The organism is Kitasatospora indigofera (assembly GCF_014655955.1).
Lineage (GTDB): Bacteria > Actinomycetota > Actinomycetes > Streptomycetales > Streptomycetaceae > Kitasatospora > Kitasatospora indigofera.
This window is the reverse complement of the sequence record NZ_BNBO01000025.1, coordinates 97,797-120,023: the sequence shown is the minus strand read 5'-3', so window position 1 is coordinate 120,023 and position 22,227 is coordinate 97,797. Positions and strand designations below refer to the sequence as shown.

Annotated in this window: 20 protein-coding genes; 10 read left to right on the top strand and 10 right to left on the bottom strand. The window is 76.0% G+C overall.

Going from position 1 to position 22,227, the window contains the following annotated elements; genetic code table 11:
• The 4 genes from IE329_RS21820 to IE329_RS21805 all read left to right on the top strand — a co-directional run.
• Nucleotides 1–637: C40 family peptidase (locus tag IE329_RS21820; RefSeq protein WP_190212625.1), on the top strand; the 637-nt coding region annotated here is incomplete at its 5' end.
• 104 nt (nt 638–741) lie between these two features.
• Nucleotides 742–1,683 (top strand): ROK family protein, encoded by a 942-nt coding sequence (locus tag IE329_RS21815; protein ID WP_190212624.1) that lies wholly within the window; start codon nt 742–744, stop codon nt 1,681–1,683.
• Between the two features lie 223 nt (nt 1,684–1,906).
• Complete coding sequence (locus IE329_RS21810) at nt 1,907–3,031, top strand: NUDIX hydrolase (protein ID WP_190212623.1); 1,125 nt, start codon at nt 1,907–1,909, stop codon at nt 3,029–3,031.
• Nucleotides 3,032–3,379: 348 nt separating this feature from the next.
• Complete coding sequence (locus tag IE329_RS21805) at nt 3,380–4,219, top strand: DUF4184 family protein (RefSeq protein WP_190212622.1); 840 nt, start codon at nt 3,380–3,382, stop codon at nt 4,217–4,219.
• Here IE329_RS21805 and IE329_RS21800 read toward each other — a convergent pair.
• Nucleotides 4,195–5,559: a dipeptidase gene (locus tag IE329_RS21800; protein ID WP_190212638.1), complete on the bottom strand. Its 1,365-nt coding sequence runs from the start codon at nt 5,557–5,559 to the stop codon at nt 4,195–4,197. The two genes, IE329_RS21805 and IE329_RS21800, sit on opposite strands and share 25 nt — an antisense overlap.
• Nucleotides 5,560–5,716: 157 nt before the next feature.
• Here IE329_RS21800 and IE329_RS21795 point away from each other — a divergent pair, with 157 nt between their 5' ends.
• Nucleotides 5,717–7,003, top strand: coding sequence for a geranylgeranyl reductase family protein (locus tag IE329_RS21795; RefSeq protein WP_190212621.1), 1,287 nt, complete (start codon nt 5,717–5,719; stop codon nt 7,001–7,003).
• Between the two features lie 58 nt (nt 7,004–7,061).
• Here IE329_RS21795 and IE329_RS21790 read toward each other — a convergent pair whose 3' ends face one another.
• From IE329_RS21790 to IE329_RS21775, 4 genes are all read right to left on the bottom strand, one after another.
• Nucleotides 7,062–7,805, bottom strand: a complete 744-nt coding sequence (locus IE329_RS21790) for a hypothetical protein (protein WP_190212620.1) — start codon at nt 7,803–7,805, stop codon at nt 7,062–7,064.
• Between the two features lie 187 nt (nt 7,806–7,992).
• Nucleotides 7,993–8,205, bottom strand: a complete 213-nt coding sequence (locus IE329_RS21785; RefSeq protein WP_190212619.1) for a hypothetical protein — start codon at nt 8,203–8,205, stop codon at nt 7,993–7,995.
• Nucleotides 8,206–8,454: 249 nt separating this feature from the next.
• The gene (locus IE329_RS21780; protein ID WP_190212618.1) at nt 8,455–10,758 is read right to left on the bottom strand and encodes a glycosyl hydrolase family 18 protein; all 2,304 of its coding nucleotides are present in this window, start codon (nt 10,756–10,758) and stop codon (nt 8,455–8,457) included.
• Between the two features lie 294 nt (nt 10,759–11,052).
• The gene (locus tag IE329_RS21775) at nt 11,053–12,039 is read right to left on the bottom strand and encodes an ArsR/SmtB family transcription factor (protein ID WP_190212617.1); all 987 of its coding nucleotides are present in this window, start codon (nt 12,037–12,039) and stop codon (nt 11,053–11,055) included.
• Between the two features lie 82 nt (nt 12,040–12,121).
• Here IE329_RS21775 and IE329_RS21770 point away from each other — a divergent pair, with 82 nt between their 5' ends.
• The gene (locus tag IE329_RS21770; protein ID WP_190212616.1) at nt 12,122–13,492 is read left to right on the top strand and encodes an MFS transporter; all 1,371 of its coding nucleotides are present in this window, start codon (nt 12,122–12,124) and stop codon (nt 13,490–13,492) included.
• A 46-nt stretch (nt 13,493–13,538) separates the two neighbouring features.
• On the opposite strand, the gene IE329_RS21765 is transcribed toward IE329_RS21770, so the two are convergent.
• On the bottom strand, nt 13,539–14,099 hold the full coding sequence (locus IE329_RS21765) for a GNAT family N-acetyltransferase (RefSeq protein WP_190212615.1): 561 nt from the start codon (nt 14,097–14,099) through the stop codon (nt 13,539–13,541).
• Between the two features lie 322 nt (nt 14,100–14,421).
• On the bottom strand, nt 14,422–15,318 hold the full coding sequence (locus IE329_RS21760; protein ID WP_190212614.1) for an ATP-grasp domain-containing protein: 897 nt from the start codon (nt 15,316–15,318) through the stop codon (nt 14,422–14,424).
• Nucleotides 15,319–15,509: 191 nt separating this feature from the next.
• Here IE329_RS21760 and IE329_RS21755 point away from each other — a divergent pair, with 191 nt between their 5' ends.
• Nucleotides 15,510–16,274, top strand: coding sequence for an enoyl-CoA hydratase family protein (locus tag IE329_RS21755; RefSeq protein WP_190212613.1), 765 nt, complete (start codon nt 15,510–15,512; stop codon nt 16,272–16,274).
• 80 nt (nt 16,275–16,354) lie between these two features.
• On the opposite strand, the gene IE329_RS21750 is transcribed toward IE329_RS21755, so the two are convergent.
• Nucleotides 16,355–17,125: a maleylpyruvate isomerase family mycothiol-dependent enzyme gene (locus IE329_RS21750; RefSeq protein WP_190212612.1), complete on the bottom strand. Its 771-nt coding sequence runs from the start codon at nt 17,123–17,125 to the stop codon at nt 16,355–16,357.
• Between the two features lie 83 nt (nt 17,126–17,208).
• On the opposite strand from IE329_RS21750, the gene IE329_RS21745 reads away from it, so the two are divergent.
• Nucleotides 17,209–17,970, top strand: a complete 762-nt coding sequence (locus IE329_RS21745; protein WP_190212611.1) for an acyltransferase — start codon at nt 17,209–17,211, stop codon at nt 17,968–17,970.
• Between the two features lie 217 nt (nt 17,971–18,187).
• Nucleotides 18,188–18,589: a hypothetical protein gene (locus IE329_RS21740; RefSeq protein ID WP_190212610.1), complete on the top strand. Its 402-nt coding sequence runs from the start codon at nt 18,188–18,190 to the stop codon at nt 18,587–18,589.
• A gap of 113 nt (nt 18,590–18,702) precedes the next feature.
• Here IE329_RS21740 and IE329_RS21735 read toward each other — a convergent pair whose 3' ends face one another.
• Both IE329_RS21735 and IE329_RS21730 read right to left on the bottom strand, forming a co-directional pair.
• The gene (locus IE329_RS21735; protein WP_190212609.1) at nt 18,703–19,335 is read right to left on the bottom strand and encodes a HutD/Ves family protein; all 633 of its coding nucleotides are present in this window, start codon (nt 19,333–19,335) and stop codon (nt 18,703–18,705) included.
• Between the two features lie 305 nt (nt 19,336–19,640).
• Entirely contained in the window at nt 19,641–20,936 is a 1,296-nt protein-coding gene (locus tag IE329_RS21730; RefSeq protein ID WP_190212608.1) for an MFS transporter, read from the bottom strand.
• Between the two features lie 17 nt (nt 20,937–20,953).
• Here IE329_RS21730 and IE329_RS21725 point away from each other — a divergent pair, with 17 nt between their 5' ends.
• Nucleotides 20,954–22,207: an ROK family protein gene (locus IE329_RS21725; RefSeq protein WP_190212607.1), complete on the top strand. Its 1,254-nt coding sequence runs from the start codon at nt 20,954–20,956 to the stop codon at nt 22,205–22,207.
• Nucleotides 22,208–22,227 lie beyond the last annotated feature (20 nt).

Sequence of the window (22,227 nt, the reverse complement as noted above, 5' to 3'; positions counted from 1 at the left end):
CTGGTTCAGGAACAGTCAGGGCCAGTGGCGGTGGACCAGTCACTACGACGTCTACCGGTCGCGGACGGGTGGTGCGGCCGCCGGCTCGGCGGTGAAGGCCTCGTCGGCGGGTGGGATCACGCAGGGCTGGGACGGTTCGGTCTACTGGTTCAGGAACAGTCAGGGCCAGTGGCGGTGGACCAGTCACTACGACGTCTACCAGCAGCGCACCGGCGCCGGCGGCGCCGCCGTCCCGGCCTCCTCGGACACCGTGCCGGCCTCGGCCGCGGAGAGCGGCGACTTCGAGGCGGCGGTCGCCTTCGCGCTCGACCAGCTCGGCAAGCCGTTCAAGACGGCCGGCAACGGCCCCGACGGCTACGACTGCTCGGGCCTGGTCCAGCAGGCCTTCCGGCGCGCCGGGGTCGACCTGCCGCGGGTCGCCAACGACCAGTACGCGGCCACCACCCCGGTGCGGGCGAGCGAGCTGCGCCGCGGCGACCTGTTGTTCTGGTCCGAGGACGGCACCGCCCGCGGCATCGAGCACGTCGCCATCTACCTGGGCGGCAACCAGTACGTGGAGGCCGCCCGCCCCGGGACCGACATCCGGGTCTCGGGCATCAGCAGCGGCTACTACCCGAACTACATGGGCCGCCCCTGACCCCTCCGCACACAACCGGCCCCGAGGTGCCGTCGGCGTTGCGCCGGCGGCACCTCGGCCTGCGGCGGCCGCGCCGGCCCGGGCCCGGAGTAGGGTCGGACGCTGTGAGCAGCGAGCAGGCCCTGGTGGCAGCCGTCGACATCGGCGGTACGAAGATCGCGGGGGCGCTGGTCGGCGCCGAGGACGGCCGGCTGTCCCGGCGGACCCGGCGTCCGACGCCGGCCGCGGAGCCCGGCGAGGCGGTGTTCGCCGCCGTCGCCGAGGTGCTGGCCGAACTCGCCGGGGCTCCCGAATGGGCCCGGGTCGAGCGGGTCGGCCTCGGCAGCGCCGGGCCGGTGGACGGCCTCCGCGGGCTGGTCAGCCCCGTGAACATCACCGGCTGGCGGGACTTCCCGCTGGTCGCCCGGGTCCGGGAGCTGGTGCCCGGGCTGCCGGTGGTGCTGACCGGCGACGGCGTCGCGATGACCGCCGCCGAGCACTGGCGGGGCGCGGCCCGCGGGCACCGGAACGCGCTCTGCATGGTGGTCTCCACCGGCGTCGGCGGCGGCCTGGTGCTCGACGGGGCGCTCCACCCGGGGCCCAGCGGCAACGCCGGGCACATCGGGCACATCAGCGTCGACCTGGACGGCGCCCCCTGCCCCTGCGGCGGCCGGGGCTGCCTGGAGGGCCTGGCCAGCGGTACCGCGATCGCCGCCCGGGCGGCCGCGGCGGGCTGGCGGCCGGCCGGCGACGACGCCTCCGCCACGGCCGTCGCCGCGGCCGCCGGCCAGGGCGACCCGATCGCGCTGGCGGCCTTCGACCGGGCGGCCCAGGCCCTGGCGGCCGGGATCGCGGCCACCGCCGCCCTGGTCGAACTGGAGGTCGTGGTGATCGGCGGCGGCGTGGCGCAGAGCGGGGAGGTGCTGTTCGGCCCGCTGCGCAGGTGGCTCGGCTCGTACGCGACCCTCTCCTTCGTCCAGGGGCTGGAGGTCCGCCCGGCCCTGCTCGGCGGCGAGGCGGGCCTGGTCGGCGCGGCGGCGGCCGCGATCCGGGCGGCCGGGCGCTGACCCGCGCGGGCGGCCCCGGGCGGACCGTCCGGGCCGCCGCCGGGGCCCTCGGCCGGGCACATGCCGCTGACAACGGCCGAGGCCGGTAAGTGACGGCCGGAGCGAGGGGCAGGCATGGGGACCGCTCCGCAGCGGGTACCACCTTCACTGGCGCGGGCCGCGGATCGCCGGGCCGCGCGCCCGGGGGCGATCGTCGCCGGGCGGATCTAGGGCAGGGGACGTCGTGATCGTCTGGGTCAATGGCACGTTCGGCGCGGGCAAGACCAGCGCCTGTCGCGAGCTGGTGGAACTGCTCCCGGGAAGCCTGCTGTTCGACCCCGAAGCGGTCGGCTACGGGCTGGCCCGGATGCTGCCGGCCGAGCGGGCCGCCGAACTGTCCGACTTCCAGGACCTGCCGTCCTGGCGGCGGCTGGTGCCGGAGTACGCCGCGGCGCTGCTGAGCGAGGTGCCGGGGCCGCTCGTCGTCCCGATGACCGTGCTGCGGGAGGAGTACCGGGACGAGATGTTCGGCGGCCTGGCCGCCCGCGGGCTCGCGGTGCACCACTTCGTCCTCGACCCTGCCGAAACGATCCTGCGCGACCGGATCGAGGGCCGGGACGCCTACCCCGGCCAGCCCGAGCGCAGCGCCCGGGTCCGGGAGTGGGGCCTGGAGCACCTGCCCCGCTACCGCGCCGCCCGGCGCTGGCTCAGCCGCGACGCCGAGCTGATCGACACCGGCGCGCTGACCCCGGGCCAGACCGCCGAACGCCTCGCCGAGCTGGTCAAGGACGGCGCGGCCCGCTGTCCGATCGTGCAGAGCACCGACAGCACCGGGGACACCGTCGCCGCCGCCGTGCTGCTCTTCGACGAGCAGGACCGGGTGCTGCTGGTCGACCCCGTGTACAAACCCGCCTGGGAGTTCCCCGGCGGTGTGGTGGAACGCGGCGAGGCCCCCACCGACGCCGCCCTGCGGGAGACCGCCGAGGAGCTGGGCCTGCGCCTGGACGCCTCCGACCTGCGCCTGCTCGCCGTCGACTGGGAGCCCAGAACCGGCCCGCGGCGGGGCGGCCTGCGCCTGGTCTACGACGGCGGCCGGCTGGACGCCGCCGCCCGGCACGGCCTGCGGCTGCCGGCCGACGAGCTGCGCGGCTCGCGCTTCGTCACCCTGGACGAGGCCGCCGGGCTGCTCACCCCCGGCCGGCACCGCCGGCTGGCCGCCGCCCTGGACGCCCGCCGGCGGGGCGAGTTGCGCTACCTGGAGGCCGGGCTGCCGGCCGCCGAGGGCCTGCCGGCGGGCAGCCTGCCGGCGGGGAGCCTGCCCACCGGGGGCCGGGCCGGCGGCCCGGCCGGCGCGGTCGACGCGGCCTGAGCCGCGGGGCGGCCGTTCCCGGAGCCGGCGGCGGAGCCGGTCCACGCCGGGCCTTCGCGCGCCGGTCCCTTTCTTGTCGCGGGCGTCCACGCGGAGTCGTCCACGCCGGGCCCCGCCCCCTTCGGGACGGCCGCGTGCGGTGTCCGCCTGACGGCCCGTCCGCCGGTCCTCCGGCCCGCCGTCCGGTGACGCACCCGCCGTCCGGTGACGCGCCAGCCGAGAGCCCGCTCCCGCTCCCGGCCGGACCTCGGCGGCCGCCCCCGCAGGTCCGCCCCCGCAGGCCCGCCCCCGCAGGTCCGGGCGGCCCGTTCGGCGGCGCCGGCGGAGCGGACCGGGCAGGATGGGGGCATGCCGTTCACGCTCAGCCACGTCGCCGCCGTCCTGCCGTTCCTGGACGGCGCCAGAGCCCGCGGCCCGCTGGTCGCCTCGGCGCTGGTGGCCGGGTCGATGGCCCCCGACGTGCTGTTCTTCGCCGACTCCCTGCTGCCCGGGGTGTACGGCCGGGGCGACCTGACCCACCAGTGGTGGGCGGTGCCGACGGTGGACGTGGTGCTCGCCGCCGCCCTGGTGGCCGGGTGGCACGGTCTGCTGCGCGGGCCGCTGGTCGCGCTGCTGCCGGAACGCTGGGCCCGGGCCGTCGAGTCGGTCACCGCGCCGGGCCCCGACAGGCCCGGCGCGGCCAGGGCCGGCTGGTTCGCGGCCTCGGCCGCCCTCGGCGCCGCCACCCACGTCGGCTGGGACGCGTTCACCCACGGCGGCCGGTTCGGGGCCGTCCTGCCCGTCCTGAACGCCCGGGTGCCCGGCGGACTCCCGCTCTACACCGTGCTGCAGTACGGCTCCTCGGCCGTCGCCCTCGGGGTGCTGGCCCGGTTCGTGGTGCGCGAGGCGGACCGGGCCAGGCCGGGGGTCCCGGTCGACCGGCCGCCCGCCGCGGTGCGGCGGACCGGGGTCGCCCTGATCGTCGCGGCGACGGCGGCCGGGGTGGCGCACCGGCTGGCCGGCACCGAACGCCAGCTGATCGCCGAATTCTGCTTCGGCGCCGGCGCCGGCCTGACCGTGGGCGCCGCCGGGTACGCGACGGCCGCGCGGCTCCGGCAGCGGCGCGGCCGTCGGCAGGGTCCGCCGCACCCCGCGCCGGACGGCGCGGGGGAGCGGACGCCGGTTCAGGCCCGGCGGGCCTCGGCGTAGTTGCGCAGGAAGAGCGCCTCGGTGAGGGCCATCAGCTCAAGCTCCCGCGGGTCGACGCTCTCGTTCACCGCGTGGATCTGGGTGGTCGGCTCCTCGACCCCGATCAGGACGATCTCCGCCTGCGGGTAGAGCGTGCGCAGGGTGTTGCAGAGCGGGATCGAGCCGCCCTCGCCGGAGGCGACCATCTCCTTGCCGAAGGCCTCCAGCATCGCCGCGCCCATCGCCCCGTAGGCCGGGCCGGAGGTGTCCGCGCTGAACGCCTCACCGCCGCTGAGCCGCTCCACCCGCACCCGGGCGCCGAACGGCACCGCGGCCTCCAGGTGCGCCACCAGGGCGTCCTGGGCGGTGGCGGTGGCCATGCCCGGCGGCACCCGCAGGCTCACCAGCGCCTTGGCGCTCGCCTGGACGGAGGAGGTGGCGCCGATCACCGGCGGGGCGTCGATGCCGAGCACCGTGACGGCGGGCCGGGCCCAGAGCCGGTCCGCGACGCTGCCCGTCCCGACCAGGCGTACGCCGTCCAGCACCTTGGCGTCGGCCCGGAACTGCGCCTCGGGGTACTCGACGCCGGGCCAGGCCTGGTCCGCCGCGAGACCCTCGACGGTCAGCGCGCCCTGCTCGTCGTGCAGCGAGGCCAGCGCCCGCACCAGGGCCTGCAGGGCGTCCGGGGCGGCGCCGCCGAAGGCGCCCGAGTGGAGGTTTCCGGCCAGCGTGCTGACGGTCACCTCGACCACGGTCATACCGCGCAGCGAGGCCGTGACGGTCGGCAGGCCCGGCGCGAAGTTGCCGGTGTCGCCGATCACGATGACGTCGGCGGCCAGCAGTTCGGGGTGCGCCTCGGCGTACCGCTCCAGGCCGCCGGTGCCCTGCTCCTCGGAGCCCTCGACGATCACCTTCAGGCCGACCGGGTACGAGCCGTCCACCGCCCGCAGCGCCCGGAGCGCCGTCAGGTGCATCAGGATGTTGCCCTTGCAGTCCGCCGCGCCCCGCCCGTACCAGCGGCCGTCCCGCTCGGTCAGCTCGAAGGCCGGGCTCGCCCAGGCCGCCTCGTCCAGCGGCGGCTGCACGTCGTAGTGCGAGTACAGCAGCACCGTCGGCGCGCCCGCCGGGCCCGGCAGTTCGGCGTACACGGACCGGGTGCCGTCCGGGGTGTCCAGCAGCCGCACACCCGTCAGGCCCTCGGCGGCGAACGCGTCGGCGACCCACCGGGCGGCCTTGTCGCACTCCTCGACCGGGAACTGGCGCGGGTCGGCCACCGAGGGGAAGGCCACCAGCTCGGCGAGGTCGGTGCGGGCCCGTCCCATCAGCGAACTGACGGCGTCGGCCAGGGACAACTGCGGCATCGGGGGCTCCAGGTTCTCCGAGGGGGTGGTTCGGGTGAACACGACAGGGGGATGGCCATGATCATAGGGGTGCGCCGGCCGCCCCCGGGAGGGGAATCTGACACGAGCGTGGTGGTGGGCGGCCGACCGGGCCGGTGGACGCATAGGATTGCTCGACGTGACAGACTCCGGTAGCTCCGTTTCCCGCAGCCCGCTCGGTGCAGACCGCCCGGCGGGTGCAGACAGCCCGGTCGCCGAAGCACTCCCCGGGGCCGGGCCCGGGCCCGAACCGCTCGACGGCATCTGGGACGTGGTGGTGGTCGGCGCCGGTCCGGCGGGATCCTCCGCCGCCCACGCCGCCGCCGCGCAGGGCCGCCGGGTGCTGCTCCTCGACAAGGCCGAGCACCCCCGCTACAAGACCTGCGGCGGCGGCATCATCGGCCCCTCCAGGGACAGCCTGCCGCCGGACTTCGTCCTGCCGCTGCAGGACCGCGTGCACGCCGTCACCTTCGCCTACGACGGGCGCTTCACCCGCACCCGGCGCTCCAAGCGGATGCTGTTCGGCCTGGTCAACCGGGACGAGTTCGACCTGCGCCTGGTGCAGGCCGCCAAGCAGGCCGGCGCCGTGCTGGTCACCGGAGTGACCGTCAGCGGCGTGGAGCAGCGCGGCGGCGACCACCGGACGGTCGTGGTCACCGCCACCGACGGGCGCCGCTTCGAGGCCCGCGCGGTGGTCGGCGCGGACGGCAGCGCCGGCCGGGTCGGCCGCCACGTCGGGGTGACCTTCGACCAGATCGACCTCGGGCTGGAGGCGGAGATCCCCGTCCCGGCGGAGATCTCCCGGCACTGGGCCGGCCGGATCCACCTCGACTGGGGGCCGCTGCCCGGCAGTTACGGGTGGGTCTTCCCCAAGACCGAGTCGGGCAGCCTCACCGTGGGCGTCATCTCGGCCCGCGGCGACGGCGAGCGCACCAAGCAGTACCTGGCCGACTACATCCGCCGGCTCGGCCTGGCCGGGTTCACCCCGAGCGTGGAGTCCGGGCACCTGACCCGTTGCCGCGCCGAGGACTCGCCGCTCAGCCGGGGCCGCGTGCTGGTCGCCGGCGACGCCGCGGGGCTGCTGGAGCCGTGGACCCGGGAGGGCATCTCGTACGCGCTGCGCTCGGGCCGGCTCGCGGGGGAGTGGGCCGTGAAGGTGGCCGAGGCGAACGGCAGCACCGACGTGCGCCGGCAGACCCTCAACTACGCCTTCGCGATCAAGGCGGGCCTGGGCGTGGAGATGCGCGCCGGCAAGCAGATGCTGGCGGCCTTCGAGCGCCGTCCGCACCTCTTCCACGCGGCCGTCTGCCTGGTCGACCCGGCCTGGCGGGCCTTCGCCCGCACCACCCAGGGGCACACCACCTTCGCCCAGGTGCTGCGCCAGTACCGCGCGGCGCGCCGGCTCTCGGCGCTCGCCTCGCGCTGAGCGGCCCGGTCGCGGGCGCCGAGGGGTGCCCGCGACCGTGACCCTGGACGCCCGGGCCTCACTCCCGGGGCGAGCGCCCGGCCGGGAGCACGCCCTGGTCGCGGGCCCGGGCGACCGCCCTGCGCAGCCGTTCGCCGGCGGGCTCCTCGTCGACCAGCCGCAGGACGGTGTCGAGCGCGGTGTGCGAGCGGTACAGCTGGTCCTTCAGCTCGCGAAGCTGCCGCTGGGCGTCGAGGAGTTCGGCCATCAGCGCGATGACCTGCTGCTGCGACTCGACCAGTTGCTCCTGCGAGGCGGTGCCCGCGGCCCCGTTCCGGACGTGGGTGGTGAAGGTGACACCGCCGTTGAAGACGGCGTCGTTCAGCACGACGCCGCCGCCGTTCGCCACGAACTCCGCCTCCGGTCCCGCACCCTGCTCGTCCTGCGGCTGCTCGTCCTGCGGGGCGGGGTCGGGCGGGGTCGGGGCGCGCCGTGCCCGCTCCCACAGCCGGCGGGCGGAGCCGATCCGCAGCCGCTGTTCGTTCTCCTCGTGGGAGGTGACGTCGATGACCGCCTCGACGAACTCCCAGTCGTTCTCCAGGTTCTCCGCCGCGAGCCGGCGCGCGGTGGTGGCCCGGCTGGGCGGCTGGCCCTCCCGGAAGTGCTCGGGCAGCAGCCGGTGCTGGAGTTCGCCGACGGTGAGGCCGCTCTCGTCGACCAGCGTGCGGAGCATCTCGGCGAGCTGGTTGATCTCGGCCGACGAGCCCTGAGGAGGCGCCCACGGGCGGCCGCGCCGGGTGTGACGCGGTGGCTCTTCGAGCATCGGTTCCTCCACCTCTCCCGCCGGTGCACTTTGTCTTGGGACAACATCGTCCGCTGTCAGCCTTCCCGGCCCGTTCCGTGAAACAAACCCGGAGCATGGCGTGGTCAGGTGGGCGCGCGTACAGTGGAAGGCCGAGCAGCACGAACCCGCCCCGAGGCGCGAATCTCCAGGGCGGGCCGTGTTCATCTCACCGCTTGAGGGGATCGTCACCGAGCAGATCGATGTCGATCCCCTTGAAGCGCAGACCGAGCTTCAGGAGTTCGACCGCGATCCTGACGGTTCCCTTCCCTGCGGGCGACGCCAACCACTTCGCGGTGACGCGGTGTGCCGAACGCAGGTGCTTTCCCGTCTCGCGGGCCTTGCCGCGCAAGCCGCCGGGCGGCAACAGGCGCCTTCTCAACGTCCCTCCCCGGTAGGTCCGATCCCGGTCGTCCCGGGATCGAGGGCCCAGTCCTGTACCGGGCCCGGTCAGGATGGGGAGGTGCGCAGAATCAGCGTAGCGCCCTTTGATGTCATTGTCTCCTGATGGTCCATGAGATGACGGGCCATCAATTCAGCCTATTCACACGGGTATCAGCAGCCCCAGGAGTGACGAAGCCCCGCCCGGGCCGGCGGTGGGCCGGTCCGGGCGGGGCGGTGCGGAGGGCCCCTACTTCAGGCCGTTGTCGAGCGCGGTGATCAGGGTGCCGGTGGGAGTGTCGCCGGACATCTCCCAGATCATGCTGCCCAGCAGGCCCTTGGACTTCAGGTAGGCGGTCTTCTGGCCGATCGACCAGGGGTCGTCGAAGGTCCACCACTGGCCGCCGGCCCCGGTGTACCCGTAGGTCGAGACCGACTGGGTGTCGTGGTAGACGGTCAGGTTGGGGACGCCGGCCAGCAGGTTGTTGTACCCCCTGGTGCCGGCCTCCTCGGCGAACTGGCCCGGCGCCGCGCCGGTCGCGGCCTGCCACTCGCCGTTCGCCCCGCCGGCGGTGACGCCCTGCCAGCCGCGGCCGTAGAACGGGAACCCGATGGTGAGCTTGCGCGGGTTCACCCCGGCGGAGAGGTAGGCCTGGACGGCGGCGTCCACGCTGAAGTGGAAGGGGTACGGGTCCTGGGCGTCGGCGTAGAGGTTGGCCTGGTGGCCGGCGCGGTTCGGCTCCCAGGAGTTGTCGCTGCCGGCGCCGTGGAAGTCGTAGCCCTGGACGTTGGCGATGTCCAGGTAGTTGAAGATCTTGGAGAGGTCCCAGCCCTGGTTGATCTTGACCGGGTCGGCCGGGGTGAAGGCGGTCAGCAGCTTGTGCGAGCCGCCGAGGGCGTCCAGCTGCTTGCGGAACTCGGCCAGCAGCAGGGTCAGGTTGTCCTTGTCGGCCGCGCTCCAGTGGTTCCCGGCATGGCCGTCGGCCGATCCGGGCCACTCCCAGTCCAGGTCGATGCCGTCGAAGATGCCGGCTCCGACGCCCGGGCCGCCCGCGCCGTTGTAGAGCGGCAGGTTGCCCTTGATCCAGATGTCGAGGCAGGACGAGACCAGCTTCTTGCGGGAGGCGTCGGTGGCGGCCGCGTCCGAGAAGTACTTGGAGTACGTCCAGCCGCCCAGCGAGACGACCACCTTGAGGTTCGGGTACTTGGCCTTGAGCTTCTTCAGCTGGCCGAGGTTGCCGCGCAGCGGGCCCCAGCCGTCGTCGGCCACGCCGTCCACCGACTGCGCCGCGCTCATCGGCCGGGCGTAGTCGGCGTCCGCGTCGCCCGCGCCGGTGCCCTGGTCCGGGTCCTGCGGGTCGGCGGTGGTGCCCTTGGTGACGCCGGCCAGGCAGGTCAGGTTGACCGGGTCGATGTTCTCGAAGGCGTAGTTGATGACGTCGAGCTTGGCCGCGCTGCCCGAGGTGTCCAGGTTCTTCACGAAGTACTGGCGCCCGTAGATGCCCCACTGGGTGAAGTACCCGACCCGGGCGTACTTGCCGGGGCCGACCAGGTCGCCGGTGCTGACGGTCAGCGCGTTGGACGCGGGCGAGGCGTTGTCGGCGGGGTCACGGGCCTTCACCGTGAAGGTGTAGGCGGTGGACGGGGAGAGGCCGGCGACGGTCGCCGAGGTGGTGGCGCCGGTGACGGTCTGCACCAGGGTGGCGCCCTGGTAGACGTCGTAGGCGGAGATCCGCTGGTTGTCGGTGGCCGCCGTCCAGGCGAGCGTGATCGTGGAGGAGGTGACGGCCGTGCTGCGCAGGGCGCCCGGCGCGGTCGGCGGGGAGGTGTCGGTGGCCGGGTCGACGGTGCGCGCGGTGACGCCCGCCCCGAGCGGGCCGGTGTTGCCCCGGGTGTCCTTGGCCCGGACGGCCAGGGTGTACGAGGTCGCCGGTGTCAGGCCGGTGACCAGGACCGAGGTGGCGGTGGAGGTGGCCAGCACGGTGGCGCCGTCCAGCACCTCGTAGGAGGCGACCGGGAAGTCCCCGGCGGTGGCGGCCGGCCAGCTCAGCGCCAGGCTGTGCGCGGTGGCCTCGGTGACCTGCGGGGCGCCGGGGGCGCCCGGCAGGACGTCCGAACTGCCGTCGCACTTGTCGCCGTTGATCCGGCAGCCGGTCGGCACGCCGATCGGGCCGTTCGCCACGAACCAGAAGCTGTAGGGCTCCGTGGTGCCGTGCGCGGCGACGTTGGCGTTGTAGTAGGCGTTCTTCGCGGTGACGTGGCGGCCGCTCACGGTGGCGTCGCCGTTGTAGCTGCCGCTGATGGTCACGCCCGCCGGGAGGTCGAACTCCAGCGTCCAGCCGGGGACGGCGGTGGCGTTGTCGTTGCGGACGATGTAGGTGCCCTTCCACCAGGAGCCGTTGTCGGCGCTGGTGAAGGCCGCGGTGAGCTTGCCGGCGGCGTGCGCCGGGGCGGCCAGGGCGGTGATCGCGGCCAGCGGCAGGAGCAGTGCGGTGAGCAGGGACGCTACCCTGCGGCGCGTTCTGCGCCGGCCGGCGCGGTGCTGTGCGGACATGGTTCTCCCTGTGGCAGTGGGGTTGGACAGGGCGGTTCCGAACCTTGCGCATGGCGCCCCCGGTGGTGGGGGTGGGGGCATGGGAACTGTAGGAGGACTGGACCAATGCGTCAACAGGTCCATACCATTTGGGAGTTGGTGGACGGAGCGGTGGTGTCGCCGAAGGCGCGAGGGCCCGGCGGGGCGGTCCGGGTCGAGCCGGGGCGGTGTCCGACCCGCCCTGGGCCGGGTCCGACGATTCGCGGTGGATCGGCGCCCGGCGTCGCGCGCCCGGCGGGAATGGTCCGACGCGCCCTAGCGTCCCGCCAGTTCGTCCCCGAGCGCGCTGCGCGCGTACAGCACCGAGCGGCCGTGCCGGGCGCGGGTGACCAGACGGGTGTCGAAGAGCACCGCCAGGTGCTGGCTGACCGCGCCGGGGGTCACGCCCAGCCGGCCGGCCAGCTCGGTGGTGGAGGCGGGCTCGGCCAGCAGGGCCAGCAGCCGGGCCTTGGGAGCGCCCAGCAGCAGTTCCAGCGCGTGCGAGGTCGGCGGGGAGGCGGGCGCACCGGCCATCGTCGCCTGCCCGCGGGCCGGGTAGCTGATCATCGGCGGGTGGTCGTCGCTGATCGACGTGATCGCGCCGCGGGCGAAGAAGGTCGGCACCAGCACCAGGCCCCGGCCGTCCACCGGCACGTCCCCGTCGACGGCCTCCCACTTGCGGTGGATCGCCAGCACGCCGTCGGCCCAGCGCAGCCGGCTGTCCAGTTCGGCGAAGAGCGCCGCCGCCCCGTAGTGGGCCAGCACCCGGGAGCGGTGCACCAGGTCGGCCTCCAGCACCGCCCGGGCCCGCGGCCACCAGTGCGGGGCCAGGCAGCGCTCCCAGTACTCCTCGACGGCGTCGGCGATCCTCGCCAGCAGCCGGGCCGGGTCGTCCAGTCCGGCGGCGAGCGGCTCGGGGATCACCCGGTCGTGCGGCAGGTAGGCCTGCTCCAGTTCGGTCCGCAGCCGCCCGGGCGGGGTGGCCCGCAGCACCGCCAGCTCGGAGCGGAAGTCCGGGGCCGGGTTGGGCGGACGCGGTGTCAGGAAGTCAGGCACCCAGCGGTTGGTCGCGATCAGGGAGCAGAGCAAAGGCCCGCAGTCGAGCTGCTCGAAGGCCGGGCGGAGCCGCTCGAAGCCCGGGGTCTGCCAGACGTACACCCCGGGATGGGTCCACATCCGCAGGCTGAGCACCGTCTCCTGGAGCGGCGACAGGGCGAACGAGGTCGCGGCGAGGTCCGCCGTGCCGAGCCGGAACCGGTGCACCTGGGCCTCCGTGCCGACGACGACGTTTGAGGCTCACCCTAAATCAGTTCTGCTGCGGCAGCGGGCGCGGTGGGATCGGGACATGACCACCACACCCACCGGGGTGCCGGCCGCCGTGAGCGGATCCGGTACCCCCGCCGCCGTCCCCGCCCGCGGTCCGTCCCGGCTGCTGCACCCCGACCCGATGGTGCGCCGGCTCGCCCGGCTCACCCTGCTCAACTGCCTCGGCAACGGGCTCTCGCTCGCCGTCGCGGTGCTCTTCTTCACCCGGGTGCTCGGCCTCTCCGCCGCCCAGCTCGGCTTCGGCCTCACCGCCGCCGGCCTGTGCGGGGTCGCGGCGAGCATCCCCGCCGGGCGGGCCGCCGACCGTTGGGGCATCCGGCGGGTGCTGGTCGTCCTGGTCGCCCTGGAGGCGGTCGGCACGGCCGGGTACGCCCTGGTGCACGGCTACGCCGCCTTCGTGCTGCTGGCCTGCGCGGTGACGGCCGCCGACCGGGGTTCCTCGGCGGTCCGCAACGCGCTGTACGCCGAAGTCCTGCCGGCCGACCGCCGGGTGGCCGGCCGCGCGTACCTCCGGGTGGTCACCAACGTCGGGATGTGCCTCGGCACGGCGCTCGGCGCCGTCGTCCTCCAGGTGGACACCCGCGCCGCGTACGTCGCCGCGATCCTGCTGGACGCCCTCTCCTTCGCCGTGGTGGCCGTCCTCTACGGCCGGATCCGGATCGCCCCGCCCGCCGGCGCGCACCCCGCGCCGGGCACCGGACCGGCGGCGGGGGCGGAGGGCGGCGCGGTCAGCGGCGCGCGGACCGGTGGGCCGACCGGTGGGCGCGGGCCGAACCCGGCGCTGCGCAACGGGCCGTTCCTCGCCGTGACGGCGCTCAACGCGGTGCTCTGCCTGCAGTTCGCGATGCTGGAGGTCGGGGTGCCGCTGTGGATCGTCAAGGAGACGCAGGCGCCGCGCATCGTGGTGGCCGGCACCCTGGTGGTGAACACGGTGCTGGTGGTGGCCCTCCAGGTGCGCGCCACCCGGGGCACCGAACGCCCGGAGCTGGCGGCCCGGGCCTGCGGCCGGGGCGGACTGCTGCTGGCCGGGTCGAGCGTGGTGCTGGGTCTGGCCCACGGGCTGCCGGCGGTGGCGGCCGCCGTGGTGGTGCTGGCCGGGATCGCCCTGCAGGCCCTCGGCGAGGTGCTCAGCCAGGCGGGCGGCTGGGCGCTCGGCTACGACCTCGCGGGCGAGGGCGCGCACGGCGCGTACCAGGGCGTCTTCAACGCGGGGACCTCCGCCGCGATGATGATCGGCCCGGCACTGGTCAGCACCGCGGTGATCGGGTACGGCCTGACCGGCTGGGCCGTCCTCGGCGCGGTCTTCGCCGCGGCCGGGCTGGCGATGGCGCCGGCGGTCCGTTGGGCCGCGCGGCGGAGCGCCCGGGCCACTGTGCCGGCGACGGCCTGACGCCCGGTCGGGGGCGCCGGGCCGCGCGTCGGACGCCCGCCGCCGGTCAGGCCGTCGCCGCCGGCCGGACGAGCCTGAGCAGGACTTCGCCGTACTCGTCGTCGTCGCGCCGGCCCTGCTCGGTGAAACCCGTCCGGGCGTAGAACTCCCGGGCGGCCGTGTTCTTCTCGTACACCTCCAGGGTCAGCGCGCCGTGCCGGGCGGCCGCGTGCGCGACCAGCGCCCGTCCGACGCCCCGCCCCTGGGCCTCGGGGGCGACGAACAGCCCGCCGATCTCGGCGCCGGCCTCCGGGCCTGACCCGGCGGAGGTCTCCGTGCGGGTCTCCGCGCCGGTCTCAGTGCCGGGCGCGGCCGCCTCCGTCCCGCTCCCGTCCGGCAGGGCGGTCCCGGAGTGCAGGAGGCCGAGCACCCCCACGGCCCGGCCGTCGATCTCGGCCACCCAGTTGTCCGCGTGGACCAGGTAGACCTCCCGCATCTTCCGCTCCCGCACGCCCGTCCCCTCGTCCGGGACGAAGGGGTGTGCGGGCCGGGCGGCCCGGGCCCACACCCGGACGGCCGCGTCCTCGTCCGCCGGCGTGTAGGGACGGATGGTCAGATGGTCGGTCATGGCGCCGACGGTAGCCGGGTCCGGGCCCGGGGGCGCGGCAATTTCCCGTCGGGTGCGGGTGCGGGTGCGGGTGCGGGTGCGGGTAGGGGCGAGGGCGCGGGTGCGCAGCCGCGCCGGGCTGCGGGCCGCCGGGCACCCGGTGCGGGGCGGGGTGATCATTCTGGTAATGTTCATCCCGTCGGAGAGAGATCTCCGCACATGCGTCGGTGGTGCTGGTGGAGCACGTCCTACTTTCAGTAGGAAGAGTCCGTTCGAATCGGGCCCGGCGCTCCAATTTTTTCCCTCCGCCCGGGATGCGATCCGCACCCCGGGCGGAGCTGTGTCAGCGGACCACCCGGGGGAGGTCCCGGCAGAACCGGCGGTCGGCGTCCCGGAGGTCGGCGGCCGGGCCGGCCGCGCGCAGGACCACGTCCAGCACCGCGTCCGGGTCGCAGGCGTAACCGCCGCTGGCCCAGGCCGGATTGGCCTCCACCACGCTCCAGGCACCGGAATCCGCGAGCAGGCCGATGTCGACCACGACCGCGCTCGGCAGGCTGCCGGCGCAGGCGGCCAGCACCTCGGCCGCGAAGGCCAGGGCCTGGTCGCGACGGGGGTCGGCGTCCAGCGGCGCCACCGACAGCGAGCCGTCCACCGCGTACCGGCTCGCCGCGTGCACCGCGCCGTCCAGGACGAACAGCCGGTACTCCCGTTCGAACGTGACGATGTCGCTGACCAGGACGAGGGTGTCGTCGTCCAGCGCGTCCGGGCCGGGCAGGCCGCTGCCGTCCGGGTAGATCCGGGCCGGGAAGAGCTTGTCCACCGGGGGCTTGAGGAACGCCGGGCGGCGCAGCCGGCGGGCGTCGGCCAGCGCGAGGCACTCGATCCGCCGCCCGGTCAGCCCGGCGGGCAGGGTGGTCAGCCAGTCCGGCGCGGCGTCCAGCAGGGCGAGGCCCAGCTCGCGGCCGACCGCGTCGGCGAACAGCGGCCCGCCGTACAGGTGGACGGCCGCCGACGCGGGCACGTCCTCGGGCACCCGGTACGCGGGCGCCGTCCGGGCCGCCAGCCCCCGCCGCTGCGCGGTGGTGCGCAGCTGGAGCCCGGTCTCGTTGATCCGGGGCGCCAGCAGGAGCAGACGGGCGGCCGGGCCGGCCGCGGTGGCGGCGGCCGGGCTGCCGGCCGTGGCGGAGCGGGCCTTGGCGGTGCGGGCCGTGGTGACGGTGTCGGCGGGACTGGTGGTCATGAGAGGCGATGCTGCCCCGCCGGGAGTACGGCTGACCAGTGGTTTTCGCCGGGGGATCTGGTGACCGCACCCTTCGGCGTGCCAGAGTCCTCCCTGGACCGACCGGCGACGCGGGCGGGGGACACCCGTCTCCGCGCGCCGCCCGTCCGGGCAATCCGACCCACCCTCAGCCGGAAAGCAGGCCACCGCCGATGACCCGCGAAGTACCCTTCGTCCGCGTCAGCACCGCCGACGCCGTCACCACGCTCGAACTCGACTCCCCGCACAACCGCAACGCGCTCTCCACCCGCCTGATGGCCGAACTCACCGCCGGGCTCGCCGCGGCGGCGGCCGATCCGGCGGTGCGGGCCGTGGTGCTGGGCCACACCGGCAAGGTGTTCTGCGCCGGCGCCGACCTGTCCGAGGCCACCGGCTCCGACCCGACGGTCGGGCCGCGCGGGCTGGTCGACCTGCAGCGGGCCCTGCTGGACTGCCCCAAGCCGGTGATCGCGGTGATCGACGGGCACGTCCGGGCCGGCGGTCTCGGCCTGGTGGGCGCCGCCGACCTGGCGATCGCCGGGCCCGCCTCCACCTTCGCCTTCACCGAGGTCCGGCTCGGGCTGGCGCCGGCCGTCATCTCGCTGCCGCTGCGCCCCAAGCTGCAGCCGCGCGCGGCCTCGCGCTACTACCTCACGGGGGAGACCTTCGACGCGGCCGAGGCGGCCCGGATCGGACTGGTCACCGAGGCCGCCGAGGACGTGCCCGGCGCGCTGAAGACGCTGCTGGACGCGCTGCGGCTGGGCTCGCCCCGGGGCCTCGCCGAGTCCAAGCGGCTCGCCAACGCCGAGGTGGTCCGCTCCTTCGAGCGGGACGCGGACGAGCTGGTCGCGCTCTCGGCCAGGCTGTTCGGCTCGGCCGAGGCACAGCAGGGCATGCGGGCGTTCCTGGAGCGCCGGCCGGCGCCCTGGGCGGAGTGACGCCGGCCGCCAAGGTGGTGCCGTCGGCCCGGTGAAGGCTTCCCCCGCGGTCGCCGGGCCGCCGCCGGCCGGGTCCGGCGTCAGCTCCAGGTGATGACCGCGGTCTCCCGCCAGAGGTCCAGCAGGGTGCGGTCGCCCTCGCAGCCGACCGCCGCGGGCCCCAGCCGGTTCCAGAGCAGCAGGAACAGGTCGCGGGCCGGCCCGGTCAGGGTGAGGTCGGCGGGGGCGGGCCCGGACCGGCCGTCCCCGAGCGCGACCGTGACCGGCTCGCCGGTGATGGTCACCAGCCAGGACGTCGGCCCGTCGGTGGGCCGGACCGCCAGGGTGCGGGGGCGCTCGCTGCGCAGCTTGGCACGCGGGCGGACCAGCATGGCCCGCAGCAGTTCGTCGATCCCGTCCAGCGCCGGCCCGGTGCCGGCCGGCGGGCCGGCCAGGCCGGCCGCCGCCTCGGCGTCGAAGCGGTGGACGGCCGTTTCGTGCGCCTGCCGGCGGGCCCAGAAGGCGAGCGGCGAGGGCGCGGGCAGGAAGGTCCAGCAGTCCAGGCCGGCGGGCGCGGCGCGGAGCGCGGCCAGCAGGTTCGCGTGGCCGGCCCGGAACCAGCCGACCAGCTCGGCGTCGGCCGGGACGGGCCCCCAGGCCGCCTCCTGGCCCGCGTCGTCCAGGGGTTCGGTGCGGGCCTGCGCGACGTGGGCGGTGGCCCAGCGGTGCACCTGGCCGGTGTGCAGGACGAGGTCGCGCAGCAGCCAGCCGGGACAGGTCGGGACGGGCGCGCCGAGGTCGGTGACGGCGGCCGCGTCGGCGAGGAGCCTGCCTTCCCGGCCCAGGGCTTCGATGTGCTCGTTGATCTCCATGGGGCGTCAGTGTGGCAGGGCGGCGGTGTGACGTTGGCCGCCCTGTCGGCCGGGCGGCCCGTACGGGCCGGTAACGTGAGCGCATGTCGATCATCCGTTCGCTGTCCTCCGCCGCCCGGGCCACCGGTCGTCGCGCCGCCGGGCGGCTGGTGCACCGCGGATGGCGGTGGGTGCAGCGGGCCGGCGCCGTCTCCAACGACAACCCCGGCCCCTACCGCTTCGGCGAGTTGGGGGACGGCACCAAGCTGGCCTTCCCGCTCGGCGCGGTCTTCAACGAGCAGTGGATCACCATCGGGCCGTTCTCGATCATCGGCGAGCGGGTCACCATCAGCGCGGGCTTCCTGCCCGGTCTCGACCTCGGCCCGGAGCCGATCGTCCGGATCGGCGGCGGCTGCGTGATCGGCCGGGACAGCCACATCGTCGGCCACCAGTCGATCGTGCTCGGCGACGACGTCTGGACCGGCCCCGGCGTCTACATCTCCGACCAGGCCCACGAGTACCGCGCGACCGACCTGCCGATCGGCAAGCAGTGGCCGCGCAACGAGCCGGTGGAGATCGGCGCGGGCAGCTGGATCGGCACCGGCGCGGTGATCCTGCCCGGCGCGCGGCTGGGCCGCAACGTGGTGGTGGCGGCCGGCTCGGTGGTCCGCGGCGAGGTGCCCGACCACAGCGTGGTGGCCGGCGCCCCGGCGAAGGTGGTCCGCAGCTGGACGCCGGACGAGGGCTGGCAGCCGCCCTTCCGCAACGACGCCCCGAGCCCGATCCCGGAGGGCGTCACCGCCGAGCAGCTGCGCGCCCTGGTCGGCTGGGACCTCCGGCTGCCCGGCGAGGGCGCCGCGCAGTGACCACCGGCCTGCCGTACGTCCACCGGGCGACGAAGGACGACCCGGCGGACCGCGACGAGCGCGGCTGCTGCACTGCCCCGAGGACAGCGACTGCGACCACGGCCCGGTCGAGGCGGCGTACCTGGCGGCGCTCGCGTCCTTCGCGGAGGAGGCGGGGATCACCGAACTGACCGTCCGTGACCCCGATTACCACGGGGGCGAGGCCTTCTGGGCCGAGGTGGCCGGCCTCGCGGCGAGCCGGCGCGCGGTGCTGCTGCAGGAGGTCCACGCGGGCAACTCGGCGCGCCGGCACCGGCTCCGGGCCGCCGACGTGCCCGGCGTACGGGCTCGGCTCACGCCGCGCGCCGTCCTCCACGTCCGGCCGGACCTCTCCACCGACCTGCCCGGCGTGCCGGCCGCCGGGCTCGCCCGGCAGTCCGCCGGACCGGTCTGGCAGGAGGCTGGATCGAGGATCTTCGCCGCCCGCTTCCAGCAGCGGGACCACCGGCTGCTGCCCGGGGTGCCGGCCGGTGCCCGGGCCGCTTCCCTCGTGGGGTACGGCGAGGACGCGGCGGACCCGCTGCTCTCCGCGGTGCTGCTCGACCCGGACGGGGTGGTCCGGGTCCGGCGGCCCTTCTGAGCGGTGGCGTCAACCGGGCGGCGGCGTCAACCGAGCGGCGGTGCGGACCGGGCGCCGGAGCGAGCGGGGGGGTGCGGCGGCGCGATCGCCCCGCCGGTCCGGCCCGCGGTGGCTCAGCCGGCCGGGTGGAGGGTGACCACCGCGGCGACGCCGTCCACCCGCAGCAGGTCGTGGCCGGGGGAGTCCAGCAGTGCGGCGTCGAACCGGCCGAGCCGGACACCGGCCGCGTCCAGCTCGGCGCCGCCGTCGAGGCAGACCAGCAGGACCGTGGCGCCGGGCGGCACCTCGACCGCACGCCCGCCCGCCGGTCCCGGTCCGCCCTCCGGCTCCTGCCGGCCCGCCGGTCCCCGTCCTTCCGAGCCCTCCCGGCCGGCGGTGGCGACCTCGGCCGTCGCGCGGCCGCGACGGGTCATCACGTTGAAATCGACGACCGGGCCGCCCAGCAGCCGGCAGCCGGTGTCGGCGTCGCCGGGGAAGGCGAACGGCTGGTACGGCTGCGCGAGGACGTGCTCCGTGCCCGCCACGGTGAGGGCCATGCCGGCGCCGTCCACCAGGGTGATCACCCGGTCGACCCCGGGGAAGACCGAGAACGGTCCGCCCTGCCCGACGTCCGCGAGGCTCACCCGCCAGTCGAAGTCGGCCAGTCCGGAGCCCTCGGGCGCGCCCGCGACCTCGCGGGTGACGCCGCCGCCGTTCAGCCAGGCCGTCGCGGGCCGCCCGGCCGCCCGCAGTACTCGTACCGCCATGCCGTGCCTCGTCCCGTCGCCCCTGGTACCGGTCAAGGCGATCCTCGCACGTACCGGCGCCCCGGCCGGACGGCGGACGGGGCCGGGCGCCCGGCCCCGTCCGGTGAACCGTTCGGGCAGGGCCGTCGGTGTCCCGGGGGCACGGTCGGCCGACCTCCGGGGCAGTGCTCCCGGGGACGGCAGGGCAGTGCTCCCGGCCCGGTCGGGACGGGAGCACTGCCCCGGGAACGGCCGGGCCGCGGAGCTGCTGCCCGGTCGTGACCCGGTCCGCCGGGCGGTTCCGTGCCCGGTTCGGCGGCTCGCGGTCAGTGGCTCGCGGCCACGGGGCGGCGGGAGCGCACCGCGAACGGGAGCAGGCCGGCCAGGGCGGCCGCGCCGGCCACCGTGGTGAGGGCCAGCGGGAGGCCGACGGCGTCGGCCAGGAAGCCGATCACCGGCGGGCCGATCAGCATGCCCGCGTAGCCGAGGGTGGAGGCGGTGGCCACGCCCCGCGGGCCGCCCGCCGCGCCAGCCTGGGCGATCGCCAGCGGGAAGATGTTGGCGAGCCCGAGGCCGACCAGAACCAGCCCGGCGAGGGCGGCCGCCACCGACGGCGCCAGCGCCACCACCAGCATGCCGGCGCAGGCGGTGAGGCCGCCGGTCGCGATCAGCCTGGTCTGGCCGATCCGGATGGAGAGCCAGGTGCCGCCGACCCGGCCGGCCGTCATGGCGAAGGCGAACGCCGCGTAGCCGGCGGCGGCCAGGCCCGCGGTCGCGTGCACGTCGTCGGTGAGGTGCAGGGTGGCCCAGTCGGCGATCGCGCCCTCGCCGTACGCGTCGAGCAGGGCGGTGAGGCCGAGCAGGACGACCAGCAGGCGGACCGACCGGGCGACGCCCGGGGCCGGCGTGGCGGAGGCCTTCCCGGCGGTCCCGGCACCGGTGTCGGCACCGGCCCTGGCACCGGCCCCGGCGGTGCGCCGGGCGGCCGGGGCCTGGGCCGGGCGGCCGGGCCGGCCGCGCAGCAGGGCGGTGCCGGCGGCGGCGGTGACGACGAGGCCGAGGGCGCCGCTCAGCGCCAGTGCCCAGGTGGTGCTGAGGGCGCCCGCGAGCAGCCCGCCGATGCCCGCGCCGAGCAGCCCGCCGAGGCTGTAGCCGGCGTGGAAGCTCGGCATGACCGGGCGGCGGAGCTCACGGACCAGGTCGACGGCGGCGCTGTTCATCGCGACGTTCGCGGCGCCGTAGCCGGCTCCGAAGAGCAGCAGGACGGCGCCGAGCGACAGCACCGAGTGGGTGTGCGCCGGCAGCGGGACGGCCAGGCTGAGCAGGGCGACCGAGGCGATCGTCACCGGCTTGGAGCCGTACCGGACGCAGAGCCGTCCGACCACCGGCATGGTGGCCACGGCGCCCGCGGAGAGGCAGAGCAGGGCGAGCCCGAGGGCGCTGTGCGTGGCGCTGACCTGGCCGCGGATGTCCGGGATGCGGACGACCCAGGCGGCGAACAGGAAGCCGTCCATGGCGAAGAAGGCGGTGAGGGCGAGTCGGGCGGGCGACCAGGCGCTCCGCTTGCTGGGAGACTGGTAGGGGGCTTCCGAGCGGGCGCGGGTTTTGTTTAGGAGCGGCACAAAGTAAGAATAGGCGTGTGCAGCACTCACCCACAAGCCCGAAGCCAGCACCGGACCCCAGCCGCCGGGCCGCGCCCGACCGCGGACGCACGCTGCTCGGCCCGGCGCTCACCCTCATCCACACCGGCCAGGCGCCCACCCGGTCCGCCCTGACCAAGGCCCTCGACGTGACCAGAGCCACCGCCGGCGCCGTCACCGGCGAACTGGAGGCACTGGGGCTGATCACCGTCGACTCCCGCCCCGCCGGCGGCGGCCGCGGCCGCCCCTCGCACCGGCTCGCCGTGGACCCGGCCGGCCCCGTGGTGGTCGCCGGCCAGATCCACTCGGACGGGTTCAGCGTCGCCCTCGCCGGGCTCGGCGGCCTGCTGGAGCCGCCCGTGCACCGGCCGCTGCCGGCCGCCACCGACCCCGTGCGGATGCTGCGCGCGGTCGCCCAGACCGGCGCCGAACTCGCCCGCGCCACCACCCGCCGCTGCCTCGGCGCCGCCCTCGCGCTGCCCAACCCCGTCACCGAACCGGACGGCACCGCGCTCGCCGCCCTGCACTTCGCCTGGCCCAGCGGCACCCCCGTCGCCGACCTCTACGACGTGGAGGTGCGGCGCGCCGACCACGGCCCGCACGCGCCGGCCGCGCTGCCGAGCTTCGTCGCCAACGACGCCAACCTCGGAGCGCTGGCCGAGTACCGGCACGGCGCCGGCCGGGGCGCCCGGCACCTGCTGCTGGTCAGCTCCGGGCACCGGGGCGTCGGCGGCGCGCTGGTCATCGACGGCAAGCTGCACACCGGCAGTGCCGGGCTCGCCCTGGAGGTCGGCCACCTCACGGTGGACCCGCAGGGCCGGCTCTGCCAGTGCGGGAACCGCGGCTGCCTCAACTCCGAGACCGACCCCAACGCCCTGTTCGCCGCCGCCGGACTCACCCCCGACCCGGCCCGCCCGCTGCTCGACCAGGCCCGCGAGCTGACCCGGGCCGCCGCCCACGACCCGCGCGCCCGGGCGGCCGTGGACCACGTCATCGACCGGCTCGGCCTTGGCCTGGCCGGGGTCGCGAACATCCTCAACCCCGACCGGGTGGTGCTCAGCGGCCTCCACAAGGACCTCTGGGAGGCCGATCCGGACCGGCTGCGGGCCGTGGTGGCCGAGCGCTGCCTGTGGGGCCGCAGCGGGCGGGTGCCGATCGTCGGCGCCGCGCTGGAGCACGGCGCCCTGGTCGGCGCGGCCGAACTCGCCTGGCTGCCCTACCTGGCCGACCCGCAGGCGGTGGCCGCCGACTGAGGCCCGGGCCGCGGCCCGGG

Excerpts from the sequence above, each read along its gene's own strand:
- IE329_RS21800 (WP_190212638.1), bottom strand. The coding sequence starts at position 5,559 with ATGCCGCAGTTGTCCCTGGCCGACGCCGTCAGTTCGCTGATGGGACGG.
- IE329_RS21765 (WP_190212615.1), bottom strand. The coding sequence starts at position 14,099 with ATGACCGACCATCTGACCATCCGTCCCTACACGCCGGCGGACGAGGAC.
- IE329_RS21790 (WP_190212620.1), bottom strand. The coding sequence starts at position 7,805 with ATGCTCGAAGAGCCACCGCGTCACACCCGGCGCGGCCGCCCGTGGGCG.
- IE329_RS21780 (WP_190212618.1), bottom strand. The coding sequence starts at position 10,758 with ATGTCCGCACAGCACCGCGCCGGCCGGCGCAGAACGCGCCGCAGGGTA.
- IE329_RS21735 (WP_190212609.1), bottom strand. The coding sequence starts at position 19,335 with ATGGCGGTACGAGTACTGCGGGCGGCCGGGCGGCCCGCGACGGCCTGG.
- IE329_RS21805 (WP_190212622.1), top strand. The coding sequence starts at position 3,380 with ATGCCGTTCACGCTCAGCCACGTCGCCGCCGTCCTGCCGTTCCTGGAC.
- IE329_RS21755 (WP_190212613.1), top strand. The coding sequence starts at position 15,510 with ATGACCCGCGAAGTACCCTTCGTCCGCGTCAGCACCGCCGACGCCGTC.
- IE329_RS21750 (WP_190212612.1), bottom strand. The coding sequence starts at position 17,125 with ATGGAGATCAACGAGCACATCGAAGCCCTGGGCCGGGAAGGCAGGCTC.
- IE329_RS21770 (WP_190212616.1), top strand. The coding sequence starts at position 12,122 with ATGACCACCACACCCACCGGGGTGCCGGCCGCCGTGAGCGGATCCGGT.
- IE329_RS21745 (WP_190212611.1), top strand. The coding sequence starts at position 17,209 with ATGTCGATCATCCGTTCGCTGTCCTCCGCCGCCCGGGCCACCGGTCGT.
- IE329_RS21760 (WP_190212614.1), bottom strand. The coding sequence starts at position 15,318 with ATGACCACCAGTCCCGCCGACACCGTCACCACGGCCCGCACCGCCAAG.